This window comes from Maribacter sp. ACAM166 (genome assembly GCF_005771495.1).
Classification (GTDB): domain Bacteria; phylum Bacteroidota; class Bacteroidia; order Flavobacteriales; family Flavobacteriaceae; genus Maribacter.
Genome location: NZ_VAUW01000016.1, coordinates 36886 through 52041, shown reverse-complemented (window position 1 = coordinate 52041; position 15156 = coordinate 36886). Strand labels below are relative to the sequence as shown.

13 protein-coding genes are annotated in these 15156 nt (G+C 36.6%); 8 read left to right on the top strand and 5 right to left on the bottom strand.

Going from position 1 to position 15156, the window contains the following annotated elements:
• Positions 1 to 11: 11 nt before the first annotated feature.
• Genes ES765_RS12225 through ES765_RS12215 form a run of 3 tightly spaced genes read left to right on the top strand, consistent with a single transcriptional unit; the run spans position 12 to position 2213 of the window.
• Positions 12 to 626 (top strand): deoxynucleoside kinase, encoded by a 615-nt coding sequence (locus ES765_RS12225; RefSeq protein ID WP_138114606.1) that lies wholly within the window; start codon positions 12 to 14, stop codon positions 624 to 626.
• Positions 627 to 652: 26 nt separating this feature from the next.
• Entirely contained in the window at positions 653 to 1627 is a 975-nt protein-coding gene (locus ES765_RS12220) for an aminodeoxychorismate synthase component I (RefSeq protein ID WP_138114605.1), read from the top strand.
• A complete protein-coding gene (locus tag ES765_RS12215; protein WP_138114604.1) occupies positions 1611 to 2213 on the top strand; it encodes an aminotransferase class IV in 603 nt (200 codons plus the stop codon). Before ES765_RS12220 ends, ES765_RS12215 begins: the two co-directional genes overlap by 17 nt.
• A 35-nt stretch (positions 2214 to 2248) precedes the next feature.
• Here the strand turns inward: ES765_RS12215 and ES765_RS12210 are convergent, their stop codons facing one another.
• Positions 2249 to 3250, bottom strand: a complete 1002-nt coding sequence (locus ES765_RS12210; RefSeq protein WP_138114603.1) for an App1 family protein — start codon at positions 3248 to 3250, stop codon at positions 2249 to 2251.
• A gap of 209 nt (positions 3251 to 3459) precedes the next feature.
• On the opposite strand from ES765_RS12210, the gene ES765_RS12205 reads away from it, so the two are divergent.
• Positions 3460 to 4203, top strand: coding sequence for an energy transducer TonB (locus ES765_RS12205; protein ID WP_317131414.1), 744 nt, complete (start codon positions 3460 to 3462; stop codon positions 4201 to 4203).
• Between the two features lie 61 nt (positions 4204 to 4264).
• Here the strand turns inward: ES765_RS12205 and ES765_RS12200 are convergent, their stop codons facing one another.
• The 4 genes from ES765_RS12200 to ES765_RS12185 all read right to left on the bottom strand — a co-directional run bounded on the left by ES765_RS12200 (position 4265) and on the right by ES765_RS12185 (position 10986).
• Entirely contained in the window at positions 4265 to 6688 is a 2424-nt protein-coding gene (locus ES765_RS12200) for a sodium-translocating pyrophosphatase (RefSeq protein WP_138114602.1), read from the bottom strand.
• Between the two features lie 115 nt (positions 6689 to 6803).
• A complete protein-coding gene (locus tag ES765_RS12195) occupies positions 6804 to 7331 on the bottom strand; it encodes an inorganic diphosphatase (RefSeq protein WP_138114601.1) in 528 nt (175 codons plus the stop codon).
• A 72-nt stretch (positions 7332 to 7403) separates the two neighbouring features.
• The gene (locus ES765_RS12190) at positions 7404 to 9905 is read right to left on the bottom strand and encodes a DUF5686 and carboxypeptidase-like regulatory domain-containing protein (protein ID WP_138114600.1); all 2502 of its coding nucleotides are present in this window, start codon (positions 9903 to 9905) and stop codon (positions 7404 to 7406) included.
• Between the two features lie 103 nt (positions 9906 to 10008).
• The gene (locus ES765_RS12185; protein WP_138114599.1) at positions 10009 to 10986 is read right to left on the bottom strand and encodes a pyruvate dehydrogenase complex E1 component subunit beta; all 978 of its coding nucleotides are present in this window, start codon (positions 10984 to 10986) and stop codon (positions 10009 to 10011) included.
• A 171-nt stretch (positions 10987 to 11157) separates the two neighbouring features.
• Between ES765_RS12185 and ES765_RS12180 the strand changes: the two genes are divergently transcribed.
• From ES765_RS12180 to ES765_RS12165, 4 genes are all read left to right on the top strand, one after another.
• A complete protein-coding gene (locus ES765_RS12180) occupies positions 11158 to 11898 on the top strand; it encodes an electron transfer flavoprotein subunit beta/FixA family protein (RefSeq protein WP_138114598.1) in 741 nt (246 codons plus the stop codon).
• Between the two features lie 37 nt (positions 11899 to 11935).
• Positions 11936 to 12904: an electron transfer flavoprotein subunit alpha/FixB family protein gene (locus ES765_RS12175; RefSeq protein ID WP_138114597.1), complete on the top strand. Its 969-nt coding sequence runs from the start codon at positions 11936 to 11938 to the stop codon at positions 12902 to 12904.
• A gap of 86 nt (positions 12905 to 12990) precedes the next feature.
• Positions 12991 to 13620, top strand: coding sequence for a bifunctional nuclease family protein (locus ES765_RS12170; RefSeq protein ID WP_138114596.1), 630 nt, complete (start codon positions 12991 to 12993; stop codon positions 13618 to 13620).
• Positions 13621 to 13637: 17 nt separating this feature from the next.
• A complete protein-coding gene (locus ES765_RS12165) occupies positions 13638 to 15098 on the top strand; it encodes a NupC/NupG family nucleoside CNT transporter (RefSeq protein WP_138114595.1) in 1461 nt (486 codons plus the stop codon).
• The last annotated feature ends 58 nt before the right edge of the window (positions 15099 to 15156 follow it).

Here is a 15156-nt window from a genome sequence, read left to right as displayed (position 1 = left end):
ACGAAATCAAAATGCATATTGCCGTAGCTGGAAATATTGGAGCAGGTAAAACAACCCTAACCAGATTACTTTCAAAACATTATAAGTGGGAAGCGCATTTTGAAGATGTTGTCGAGAATCCATATCTAGATGATTTTTATAATCAAATGGAACGATGGAGTTTTAACCTTCAAATTTACTTTTTAAACAGTAGGTACCGTCAAATTTTACAAATTAAAAAAAGCGGTAAAGATGTTATACAAGATAGGACGATTTATGAGGATGCACATATTTTCGCTCCTAACCTTCACGCAATGGGCTTGATGACCAATCGTGATTTTCAGAACTACACTAGCTTGTTCGACTTGATGGAAAGTTTTGTAGAACCACCAGATCTACTTATCTATTTACGCAGTTCTATTCCTAATTTGGTAAAGCAAATTCATAAGCGAGGACGAGAATACGAAAACACAATTTCAATAGAGTACCTAAGCCGTTTGAACGAAAGGTATGAAGCTTGGGTTCATGGATATGAAAAAGGGAACTTACTTATCATTGATGTTGACGATTTAGACTTTGTTGATAATCCTGAAGATTTAGGAATAATCTTAAACAAAATAGACGCTCAAATCAACGGGTTATTTTAGTCACACCTTCCACAATCCCAACCTCATTGGAAGATTTTGAACAAAAGGTTACCCGCTTCCTTCACGAAGGAATACCATTTTTATTTATAATTGACTTTAAAAAGTCTGAAAAATTGGTCTATTCATTTGAAGAAGCAGCCAACGAAAACATCTATTTCAATATTAAGGGAATAAGAAACGACCATTATCCGGTATCAAATACAGTAGACACTAAGGAAATTGAACTCCGACCGGAGCCAATATCTAAAGAAATCTATCAAAAAGGTTTCGAAACCGTAAAAAAGGAATTGAATAACGGCAACAGCTTTTTACTCAATCTTACATTCCCTACAGCGCTAAAAACCACCGCAGATTTAAACGAGATATATAACAAAGCATCTGCGCCTTACAAATTACTATACAAAGATAAATTTGTTGTTTTTTCACCAGAGTGCTACTTAAAGATAAAGGATGGGAATATATTTTCATATCCCATGAAAGGCACCATAAACAGTACTATACCAAACGCACAAGAATTATTACTTTCCAATAAAAAGGAATTATATGAGCACAATACCATTGTAGACCTAATCAGAAACGACCTTTCTATGATTGCTAAATATGTAAGGGTCAATAAATTCAGGTACGTCGAAAAAATTAAAAAAGGCAAGCAAGAACTACTACAAACAAGTAGTGAAATTCAAGGTAAATTACCAATAAGCTGGAAAGATAATTTTGCAAACTTATTACTCAAGACCTTACCGGCAGGTTCGATAAGCGGCGCTCCCAAAAAGAAAACATTGGAGATTATCGACAACGCTGAGTCAATACCCCGTGGTTTTTATACTGGCGTATTTGGCATCTTTGATGGCAACCAAATTGATAGTGCCGTTAGCATTCGCTATATTGAACAAATAGATGGACAACTCCATTATAAAAGCGGTGGTGGCATTACACACTTAAGCACATTGAACGAAGAGTATCAAGAACTTTTAGAAAAGATTTATGTACCCGTTATTTGAATCTGTATGTATACAGAATGGCCAGATTCAAAATGGTCAATATCATGAATTTCGGTTCCTCACTTCGTATTTCGAACACTTTGGTTTTGAACCGAAGTATTCATTGCTTAACAACCTTACGTTACCGAAATTAGATAGCTCCCTCAAATTGAAGTTGAGAATTGGCTATCATGAAACTGGCATAGAGTGGACTATTTCTGAATATAAAAACAAAATACCGACTAGTCTTCGACTACTTCAAGATGATTCTATAGACTATGCCTTAAAATATGCCGACCGTAGCGATCTAGACAAAATCTATAAAAAAAGAGATGGTGCAGATGATGTTCTACTAATTAAAAATGGACATATTACCGACGCATCCTATTCCAATATACTTTTTACCGATGGGTCACAGATAGCAACACCTTCTACTCCCCTATTACACGGGACCTGTAGGGCTAGACTTATTGCAGAAAATAAAGTTCAAGAAGTACAAATTACACTAAAAAGTATTAAGCAATTCCAAAGTTTTCAATTGATCAATGCCTTGAACGATTTTGATGAAAACAGATGGGTTACTATTCAAAATAGCATTATAGACTAATACTTTGAATAGGTATTAGGTTCTAAAAATTAAATCTAAATAAAACCATGTTCTTTGGCGTGGGTTATAGCTTCCTCTGTTTTATTGACCATTAAAAATGGAATATCGGTAAAGTCAACAAATAGATTCTCTATTCGCTCCATTCGTCTAGAATGATTTACACTACGCAAATAAATGGCCTTTATTCGCCCTGGAAACAACCTTGAAATTTCTTGGTAAATATCCCCATCCTTTTCACCGCTATCTCCAATGAGTATAAAAGGTAGAAAAGGATAGGCTTTTAACAGATTACTGATTTCCCGTTGCTTTTGTGGCTTCTCATCGTTCTTTTTGCGCATTCTAAAACTGGCCATACTTCGTAATAAAATAGGGCCTTTGGGGAAGTTATTCGTTTTTAAAAAAAGTGCAAGATACCGATACAGATTCCAAGGACTATGACTTACATAAAACAAAGGATTGGATTCGTTTCCTGTTTTTCCATGGTGGAGTCTTAGATAAAAATCAGAAGCACCTTCTAGCTGCAAGCGTTTAGTTGCCCTTTTAAACATGGTGTTTAAAATCACCTTCCATTTTAGAGAAGAAACTACCCCTGTGTGTAAAATAGTATCATCAATATCACTAATAACCCCAAATCTAGCATTTTCACTCGGAATCAACATTTCACCGGGAAATCTATTTTTTAGCAGTATTTCCCTTTTTAAATTGCTATCGGTAAATGATAGTGCAAAATTGACCCACCCCTCATCATTGGCTAATTTCTGAAGTCCCTCAATATTTTTATCAATCAAATAATACCCATCTTCATCGGTAGTACCCTCTGCCGTCTCACCATTAGAAAAGATAATCTTAATCGGGGAATTTTTAATTTCATCAGTTTCAAAACGCTTCCAAGTATTCTGCATCAAATTGAAAATACCTTTTTGATCTAAATTAATATTCTCATCCTCAATGGCACGACCCCTCACATACAATCGGTTTGTACTACCGTATGATTGAAAGTTGATAATCTGAAGTTTGTCTTTCTTAAAAATACTCATGGTGTTAAAATTACGGTCTTTCAACAACCTTTTAAATTTTTATTTAACTAATTATTTTCAACCCATTGATGAAATTTCGGGATGGGTGTACCAGACAGAATAATAAAATAGCCATTTCACTCATTCATTTGTACCGATGACTCATTCCTTGTTTCCAGTGCAGCTTCAACCAATTAGATTTATGAAAACAAGAATAATAATAAACCAACTTGTTTAAAGCAAGTCTAAATTTTAAAATTATAGATCCAAAAAAAAATCCAGAGCAAGACCTCAACAAGAAAAGTAGCATGTATTTTGTAATCGGACTGCTTTTAGTTTTGGCCATGGTATTTGTAGCCTTGGAATGGAAAACATATGACAGTTTCTATCATTATGACACGAGTCTCAACCAAATAGACGAATCTATTGATGAGGATGTACCCATTTTCGAATTAAAAGCCACACCTCCACCAACGCCTCCAGTTGCACCATCAGAAATAGAAATAGCTGAAGATGATGACCCAATTGAAGAAACCTTAATAGAAGCTACTGAGATGACTCAAGAAACTGAAATCTTAGTTGCTTCAGATTTAGACGTTATTGAAGAACCTGACGAAGTAATTGTAAATTGGGTTACCATAGAAAAAGTTCCTGTTTTCCCAAGATGTGAGAACGAAAAAGATAAGAGAGCTTGTTTTAATAAAATGATACAAAGGCATATTAGAAAAAACTTCAGATACCCAGAAATAGCTCAGGAAATAGGACTTCAAGGTAGGGTAAACACTCAATTTATTATTAATAAAGACGGAAGCATCGGTACTATTCAAAAAAAAGGTCCGCATGTACTATTAGAAAAAGAGGCCGTAAGAATACTATCGAAACTACCAAAAATACCAAAAATGACACCAGGAAAACAACGCGGCACAGCCGTTAAAGTACCTTATAGTATTCCGATTACATTTAAATTACAATAATTGAAAGCATAAAAAACCATCAGCGGTGCTGATGGTTTTTATTATAACAAAAATGAAATACCTATTTATTATTCTCCACTTCTTCAATTGTAATCTCAGTTTCAGCTCCCTTTTTCTGAACAGTTGCATTTTCAAATGCGGCTAATTGCGCTTCTACCTCTGCTTTAGTTCCCTTATAAGTAACTACTTCAGTTACGGCCTCACCATTGATTGTAGATGTATACGTCAGGTTAGCTTCAGCCAAATCCTCGTTCTCAACATTCAAGCCTACTGTGATTTCCTTTGTATCGTTCTGCATTGCCACACCTTCCTCATCATGTCCTCCTAATATTGGTGCAATTACCAAACCGATTAAACAAGTCAATTTTATCAATATATTCATTGATGGCCCTGACGTATCCTTAAACGGATCACCAACAGTATCACCAGTTACTGCTGCCTTATGTGCTTCTGACCCTTTATAGGTCATTTCACCATTAATCTCAACACCAGCCTCAAATGATTTTTTGGCATTATCCCAAGCCCCACCAGCGTTGTTCTGGAAAATAGCCCATAAAACCCCTGAAACGGTGACTCCGGCCATATAACCACCTAACATTTCGGCAATTGCCAATTTGTTCATTCCGAATAATAACGGTACGAAAGCAATTACTAATGGGAAACCAATCGTTAGTAAGCCTGGTAACATCATTTCTCTTAGAGAAGCCTTTGTAGAGATAGCAACACATTTATCATATTCAGGCTTACCGGTGCCTTCCATAATACCAGGAATCTCTTTAAATTGACGTCTAACCTCTTCAACCATTTCCATAGCAGCTTTACCTACCGCATTCATAGCCAAAGCCGAAAATACAACTGGCACCATACCACCAACAAATAACATCGCCAAAACCGGAGCCTTAAAAATGTTTATGCCATCAATACCAGTAAAGGTGACATAAGCTGCGAATAACGCTAAAGAAGTTAATGCTGCAGAAGCAATGGCAAATCCTTTACCTGTGGCAGCTGTAGTATTACCAACAGAATCTAAAATATCAGTACGTTCTCTTACTATCGGTTCTTGCTCACTCATTTCAGCAATACCTCCTGCATTATCAGAAATTGGTCCGAATGCATCAATAGCTAATTGCATAGCCGTTGTTGCCATCATTGCCGATGCCGCTAAAGCAACACCATAAAACCCTGCAAATGCGTATGAAGACCAAATAGCAGCTGCAAATAATAACACAGATGGGAACGTGGAAATCATACCTGTTGCTAGACCTGCGATGATATTTGTACCTGCACCTGTAGAAGATTGTTGTACAATTTTTAAAATCGGAGCTTTTCCTAACCCTGTATAATATTCGGTAACCGAAGAAATAACAGCTCCTACTACTAAACCAACCAACGTAGCATAGAAAACACGCATTGAAGATATTTGTTGAATACCCTCCCCAAAGAATTCCATTTGCATGGTTTCAGGAAGCATCCACATCACTAATCCGAAACAAGAAATTGCTACAAGAACAATAGATGTCCAGTTACCTATATTCAAAGCACCCATAACTTGAGCCTCTTTGGCATCGTTGCTTTTAATTTTCACCAACATCGTTCCGATAATCGAAATAATGATACCAGCTCCAGCAATTGCCATTGGCAGTAGTATCGGACCAATACCCCCAAAGGCATCAGAAATACTTCCGCCCATATCCTTTATTACATAATTACCCAAAACCATGGCTGCTAGAACAGTTGCTACATACGAACCGAACAAATCTGCTCCCATACCTGCAACATCACCAACATTATCACCAACATTATCAGCAATAGTTGCTGGGTTTCGTGGATCATCTTCTGGTATACCTGCTTCTACCTTACCCACTAAATCTGCTCCTACATCGGCAGCCTTTGTGTAAATACCACCACCTACACGTGCAAATAATGCAATTGATTCAGCTCCCAATGAAAAACCGGCAAGAGTTTCCAATACGATAGTCATGTCCATAGTCGACGTCCAAACACCTCCCATGAAAAATTGGAAAAAGATGATAAAGAAAATAGTAAGTCCCAAAACTGCCAAACCGGCAACTCCAAGCCCCATAACAGTACCACCACCGAAAGAAATTTTCAACGCATTTGGTAAACTTGTACGAGCCGCCTGCGTAGTTCTTACATTCGTTTTTGTTGCGATTTTCATACCTATATTACCAGCAAATGCCGAAAATATAGCGCCAAATATAAATGAGACGACTATTAACCAATGTGTTGTAGGAACAACAAAGGAAACTATAGTAAGTAAAACACTTACTATTACTACAAATATGGCTAAAAGTTTATATTCTGCATTTAAAAAAGCCAATGCGCCTTCATAAATGTAATCTGATATCTCTTTCATTTTACCATCTCCGGCATCTTGTTTCATGACCCAAGACTTCTTAATACCCATATAAATTAGGCCCAAAATAGCCATTACTATTGGCATATAAATCATTAGTGACTCCATTTAATCTGTTGTTTGTTTAGTTATAAAATTAGCGCGGCTAAAGTAGTAAATTAGAATAGAATAAAAAAAGCCACTTTTAGCTAAAAAAAGTGACTTTAAAGTTGATAAAAATTATTTAAATCGTAAAAGTGCGCTTTGCTTTATGCTCACTTTCATTATATCTCTTAACACATTCGTGGTATATTGCTACTGCTTCCTTAGCATCTCCCCAACCCCGAGTATCTACTTTTTTCTTTTCTAAGTCCTTATAAACCTGAAAGAAGTGTTCGATTTCCTTTAACCTATGTGGATTCAAATCACTAATATCATTGTTATTACTCCAAATTGGATCCGACACAGGAACACAGATAATTTTTTCATCTGGTCCTTTTTCATCCGTCATATGAAACACGCCAATAGGTTTTACTTCCATCACAGTCATTGGGTAGGTAGGCTCTGTACCCATCACCAAAACATCTAAAGGATCTTTATCTAACGCCAAGGTTTCTGGTATAAACCCATAATCTCCAGGATACATCATGGAAGAAAACAACATACGATCAAAACGTATCTTATGCAATGTGAAATCGTATTCGTATTTATTCCTACTTCCTTTCGGTATTTCTATTAACACATCAAAGGTCAGTCCTTGAGTAGCAGCCATATCTTTTTTTTGTTTAGTTTATAGTTTTCATAAAACGTTACTTCCATCTAATAATTGTAAAATTTAGTTGAATTAAAAGACAAATCCAAACGTCCCCGTAACTCCAAAAGGCCTTGCGTCGGGATTATCCAAATAGTTACCCCTAAAATTAAAATCCAATCTAAATACCTTAAAAATGTTACCAATTCCAAAAGAGTACTCATAATATATTTTTTCTGACGGGGCTCTTAATGGTGTATTTACCGTCGCTGGTGCGCTCAAGGTCTTGTTCGCATCAGACAAATCTCCCCATACTCCTCGTATCGCCACTATTTCCCTCAAATTATATTTTCTTAAGAACGGTATTCTCGAGAAAAACCGTCCGTTGAAATTATGTTGTAAATGAACCGAAGCATAGGTATCAGTCACAAATTCATAAAAATCTAAATTTGGAAAAGTTCCATAATTAGAGAAAAAAGTTTGATTACCAGGCACTACACTTAAAAGCCCCAAAGGTACTGCTCCAAATGTTTTACCAAGTTCTACTGTACTCAACAACCTACCTAAGCCTCCCAATTGCCATGGTTGACTATATGAAAATTGAAGCTTACTGTAATCAAAATCACTATCCAATACACCTTTAGTTCCTTTTGTAAAGTTTAACAGCAAGGTACTGTAGGTATCATTAACATCACGCCGTTCGACCCCATAACCAATGGTCTTCTTACCTGGCGTATATAAGATTAAAGCATTAAAATCAAACTGACGTATTTCTGATGAAACCCCCGTTGATGATTCTGAATCAACATAATCTAAGCTAAAATCATTTGGTAGAGCGGAACTCAATGTTCTAAAGGTACCCCCTGCAGAAATCTTTAAGTTAGTTAGCGGTTCAATTTCAAAATTAAGAGCACTAAGGTTAATACTTGTCAATCGATTATTGGCTCCGACCGTTAATAAGGACGAAGAGGCAATGCTTCGACCCAGCACATCATTGGTTGCTGTTAAGCTCACACCAAGCTGCTCAATATCCCTGCGGTTACCTCCAGAGACAATCAATCTGCTATTTCTGTCTATCAAAAATTTACCCGCAAGACCATATTTAAATTTATGGTCCTTAAAACCGTATGCTGTATAGCCTTCAATTCTCCATGGGTCATTTTGTCCAAAATAGGTTCTTGCACCGATTCTAACACGAGCACCTTCAGCACTATTATATCCAAAAAAGTCATATACTGAACCTAAATCAAGGTTCCATTTATCAACTTCTACATAACCAGACCCTAAAATGCTTATAAAATTATAGTAGGACTTGAATTTAGGCACCGTTTTAAGGGTATCCAATAACTTGTAAATACCTTGTTCATCCTTATTTAAAGACTCTAATCTATTCTTTTCCCAGAAATCATCATCCTTTAGAATTTGGCTAACATCTAATGGATTACGGTCTTTTCTGTATACTTCTCTAGGCCTGATTTCATCAAAGACGTAATTATCATAAACTGTAGTCCGTTTTCCATAAAGCCCCCTTGATTCTTCCTTTTTATTAAAACTGAAATCACTTAACATATAATCTCGTTTCAGTAGAAATACCGAATCATTCACCACCTCAAAATCTTGTTCAATATAGATTTCTTTTACCCAGTTGATATTGGCACTTTTGGTAACCTGAAGATTTATATTTTTTATAGCATAAGTGGAATCATTTACCCAAAAATCACCTTTGAAGGTAAGTTCGTTTTTACGTCGTGGATAGTACACAATATTGTAACACCATTTACTATCTATAAAAGCACTATCCCGCAGCGCATAATTATAGGTATCTACACCTGTTCTAGATAAGGGACTGGTAAAGCTTTTATCAAAAAATTTCAGGTAATTATTATATACATCATATTCCTGATACAAATCTTTCACGAAGGCAATAATAGCTTGATTATTCTCGAAACCTGAATTCTTATTCCCTAAGATATCCTCCTTTTCCTCGTTCAGTTTATTATCACCGTACACTTTTGAGAATGTTTCATTCAAGAATATGGGCAAATAGGTTTTTCCCGTAATTCTAGACGTGTCCAAATCTTGAAATACAAATTCAAGTCCTTTAAATACTTTACTCCTTATTAAAGCACTATCTATGGTATTTAAATCAAACTCAACCTTTTCATATTTATCAAAGGCATATTGGTTAAACTGTCTAACCCCGTTTTGCCGCTTCTTTGCCCAAATCTTACGAAGAATGTCAACTGCAGGATTATTCTTTTTTGACTGTTTACCAGCTATTAACACCACCTCCTTCAGTTGTTCGGCCGACTCAACAAGTGTGATTGTTAAATCGTAGGTTACTTTAGATTTGAGTTCAAGTTCATATTCCGTATACCCAATGAATGATAATATTACCGTGAGATAGTCATTGTCGGACTCTAAGTAGAACCTACCATCATCATTGGTTATAGTGCCTTCTGTAGAGTTTTTAAAAAAAACATTAGCGAAGGACACCGGGTCACCTTGTTCATCAATTACAATACCACCAACCTTCGTCTGGGCCTGTACCATGAAAAAACATAAACCTATCACTATAAAGAATATACCTTTCATGAAATTACTTAGTCTTAGGGTTTTTTGTCGCAAATAAGATACCAATAAAAAAAGCTTCTCCAGACTTGGTCGGAGAAGCTAAGGTACTTTACAAAACTGTATATTATTTATATAAAACTTTTTTAACAGCCTTAATTACATCCTTATAGTTCGGTAACCACTCTGCTAATAAAACAGGAGAGTATGGCGCCGGCGTATCGGCAGTATTAATCTTTACAATTGGTGCATCTAAATAGTCAAACGCATGTGCTTGAATATGATAGGTGATTTCTGTTGCAACGTTTCCAAATGGCCAAGCTTCTTCCAAAACAACTAAACGATTCGTCTTTTTAACAGACTTTAGAATTGCCTCATAGTCTAACGGCTTAACAGTACGTAAATCAATTATCTCACAGCTAATACCATCTTTAGCCAATTCATCAGCAGCTTTATCAGCCTCCTTAATAATCTTACCAAAAGATACGATTGTAACATCTTTTCCTTCTCGACGAATAGAAGCAACACCTAGTGGAATAGTGTAATCCCCTTCTGGCACCTCACCCTTATCACCATACATTTGTTCAGACTCCATAAAAATAACTGGATCATTATCGCGAATTGCCGCTTTTAATAATCCTTTTGCATCAGCAGGGTTAGATGGCACTACCACCTTTAAACCAGGACAGTTGGCATACCAACTTTCAAAAGCTTGTGAATGCGTAGCTCCCAATTGACCTGCAGAACCTGTTGGTCCTCTAAATACAATAGGACAAGGAAATTGTCCACCAGACATTTGTCTAATCTTCGCTGCGTTATTTATAATTTGGTCGATACCTACCAACGCAAAGTTGAAGGTCATGAATTCGATGATTGGTCTATTCCCGGTCATGGTAGAACCAACTCCTATTCCTGCAAATCCAAGTTCTGAAATTGGTGTATCAATGACCCTTTTAGGTCCAAATTCATCCAACATACCCTTGGAAGCTTTATAAGCGCCGTTATATTCCGCTACCTCTTCACCCATTAAATAGATAGACTCGTCCTTTCTCATTTCTTCAGACATGGCTTCGGCTATCGCTTCTCTAAATTGTAGTGTTTTCATCTATAGAAAATATTATTCTTTGTTTTATGCTAGAAAGCAAGCAAAAATAGGAAATATAATGTCAATTAATAGAATGGCGGATTTAAAAAAAGTTATAAATTTACTATGCACGCATAGTAAAAACGAAATTAAATAGTTATCTTCGTAGTCATTGATTTAAAGTTATTATACATGAAGATATTAGTTTGCATAAGTAATGTTCCAGATACCACATCCAAAATAAATTTTACTGATGGTGACACAAAATTCGACACCAATGGGGTTCAGTTTGTAATCAACCCTAATGATGAATTCGGATTGACCAGAGCAATGTGGTTCAAAGAAAAGCAAGGCGCTACAGTTCATATAGCAACCGTTGGCGGCCCAAATGTTGAACCTACAATGCGTAAGGCTCTAGCCATTGGAGCAGACGAAGCTTTTAGAGTGAATGCAGAACCAACAGATGGTTTTTATGTAGCACAACAATTGGCTGAAGTTGTTAAAACAGGTGGTTACGATTTGGTAATTGGCGGCAGGGAGTCCATTGATTATAATGGAGGAATGGTGCCTGGAATTTTAGCTTCATTGACCAACATGAATTTTATAAATTCATGTATCAATCTAGAAATAGAGGGTGACAATGTTACCGCAGTGAGAGAAATTGATGGTGGAAAAGAAAAACTGAGCAGCTCACTTCCTCTTGTCGTTGGGGGACAAAAAGGGTTGGTAGAGGAAAGTGATCTTCGAATTCCAAATATGCGCGGAATCATGATGGCTAGAAAGAAAAGCTTGAGTGTTCTTGAACCTGTAGATGGCATAAAAGCTACTGAAGACAAAAAATTCGATAAACCTGCACCTAAGGGACAAGTAAAACTTGCTACTTCTGTAGATGAACTGGTAGACTTACTTCACAACGAGGCTAAAGTGATTTAATAGCCCAAAACATGGGTGAAAATAAAAAATAAGAAAAATGTCAGTATTAGTATATACAGAATCTGAAAAAGGAAAATTTAAAAAAAATGCATTTGAGGTTGCTTCCTATGCCTCGGCAGTTGCAAAAATGATGGGTACTACCGTTACAGCAGTAGCATTCAATACCACTGAAAATGAGTCATTAGCTACCTATGGTGTTTCCAAAGTACTGCTTATCAATGATTCATCTTTAGCAACTTTTAATGCTGGAGCCTATGCCAAATCTATTTCACAAGCTATCAAAAGTACAGATGCAAAGGTTGTCATTCTTAGCTCTAGCACAGACACAAAATATTTAGCTCCTCTGTTAACAGCCCAACTATCTGCCGGATATGTACCTAATGTCGTGCAAGCTCCTGAAAGCACTTCTCCATTTATGGTCAAAAGAACGGCTTTCAGTAATAAAGGATTTGCACACACGCAAATAGACACGGATATTAAAATTATCGGTGTTTCTAATAATGCATTTGGTGTACATGAAATTAAAACGGATATAAGTGTTGAGGAATTTAGTGTTTCGTCGGATGCGGTTGTAAATGACACTAAATCCATAGAAATCGATAAAGTAATAGGTAAAGCGACAATAGCCGATGCCGATATAGTGGTGTCTGCCGGAAGAGGACTTAAAGGACCTGAAAACTGGGGCATGATTGAAGAGCTTGCCGAAATTCTAGGTGCTGCAACAGCCTGTTCGAAACCAGTTTCTGACCTTGGATGGAGACCTCACGGTGAACACGTTGGCCAAACTGGAAAACCTGTAGCAAGCAACCTATATATTGCCATTGGTATATCTGGAGCCATTCAACATTTGGCCGGTGTAAGTGCTTCTAAAACTAAAGTTGTTATCAATAATGACCCAGAAGCACCATTTTTCAAAGCTGCAGATTATGGAATTGTAGGCGATGCCTTTGAAGTTGTTCCACAATTGATTGAAAAATTAAAGGAATTTAAAGCTCAAAACGGCTAATTTTTTGTTATTTTGTGTCCCTTAAAGGGCTGTTCAGATAGTTGGAACCCCAAGTATTTTGAACAGCCTTTTTTAGTTAAAAACATATGAGTCTAGTACGTTTAAAAATAAAGGGGATTTCCTATAGCCAAACTCAGAACGGTGCCTATGCACTAATTTTGAACGAAGTAGAAGGCGATAGAAAACTTCCCATTGTCATTGGAGCTTTTGAAGCTCAATCTATTGCAATCGCATTGGAAAAAGAAATTAAACCTCCACGCCCTTTAACACATGACCTTTTCAAGAACTTTTCTGATAGGTTTGATATTGTTATAAAGCAGGTCATTATTCACAAATTGGTTGATGGTGTTTTTTATTCCAGTATTATTTGCGAACGAGACGGAATCGAAGAAATCATAGACGCAAGAACCAGTGATGCCATTGCCTTGGCATTACGCTTCAACGCACCTATATTCACCTATAAAACCATACTGGATAAAGCAGGTATATTCTTGAAATTCTCATCAAAGGATAAAGAACAAAAGGATAACGATGACAGTATTATGGTAGATGAAATACTGCAAGAAGGCGAAACCATAGAAATAGAGTCTGGTGCTACCGATGGTTATACCGAGCTTACGATTGAGGAACTCGATGCAGATTTAAAGAAAGCAGTTGCCAATGAGGACTACGAAAAGGCAGCAAAATTGAGGGATGAAATCTCTAAGCGCGACTAAACATTAAACTATAGTTTATGAAAAAGGGCAAATGGCTACTATTTTTTGCACTAGTACTTACCTCAATAACATTTGCTCAAGACATAGAAGTAACACAAGCACTCGAAACAAGTACCGAGGTGGCTGTTAATCAAAATGCTGCGACTACTAACCTTATGGACATGGCTTCTAATGATGGATTTTCCATCAACAGCCTTGGAAGAGGTGTCTTAGGTATGTTCGTATTATTACTATTAGCATTTTTGTTCAGCTCTAATAGAAGAGCAATTAACTGGAAAACAGTTGGTATTGGCTTGGCGCTACAATTGGTAATTGCCATTGGCGTTCTCAAAATTCCTTTTGTCCAATTAGTTTTTGAGCAAATCGGAAGAGTCTTTGTTAAAATTCTAGAGTTTACCCGTGCAGGAAGTAAATTTCTTTTTGAAGGTCTAGTAGTAGACACAGGTACTTTCGGCTACATATTTGCATTTCAAGTATTACCTACAATTATATTTTTTTCCGCTCTTACTTCCTTATTATTCTATTTAGGATTTATTCAAAAAATAGTAAAAGGCTTAGCTTGGTTATTGTCTAAAAGCTTAGGTATATCAGGCCCGGAAAGCCTTTCTGTAGCCGGAAACATATTTCTAGGTCAAACAGAAGCTCCATTACTTATAAAGGCCTATTTGGAAAAAATGACACGGTCAGAAATTCTATTAGTGATGATTGGTGGTATGGCAACCGTAGCTGGTGCTGTTTTAGCGGCATATATAGGGTTTTTGGGAGGTGAGGATGAGTTGTTACAATTGGTTTTCGCGAAACATTTATTAGCTGCATCTGTTATGGCCGCACCTGGCGCAATCGTAATTTCAAAAATACTCTATCCGCAAACTGAAAAGGTAAATAGCGATATACATGTCTCATCAGAAAAAATCGGCTCTAATGTATTAGATGCCATAGCGAACGGAACTACAGAAGGTTTAAAATTAGCAGTCAACGTAGGTGCCATGTTATTAGTCTTTGTTGCCATTATCGCAATGGTAAATGGTATTCTAGAATGGACAGGTGATTTTACCAATTTAAACTCTTGGATTGCAGAAAATACATCTTATCAAAAATTCTCGCTTGAAGCTATTTTAGGGACAATATTTGCACCGCTAATGTGGTTAATCGGTGTTGCCAATGAGGATATTATGTTGATGGGTCAATTATTAGGTATTAAATTAGTAGCTAGCGAATTTGTCGGCTACATTCAACTGGCAGAATTAAAGGATATTGCAACTTCACCACATCTTAAGTTTAACAAATCGATTATTATGGCCACCTATATGCTATGTGGTTTTGCCAATTTCGCCTCAATTGGCATACAAATAGGGGGTATCGGGTCTTTAGCACCAGGACAGCGCAAGACATTATCCGAGTTTGGAATGAAAGCCGTTTTAGGTGGTTCGTTAGCTTCTCTACTTTCTGCAACTATTGCGGGTATGATTTTAGGATAGGTGTTCCATTTGATATTAATTTTGGTTAACAAATTTTCATAAACCTTTCAGTAAAACT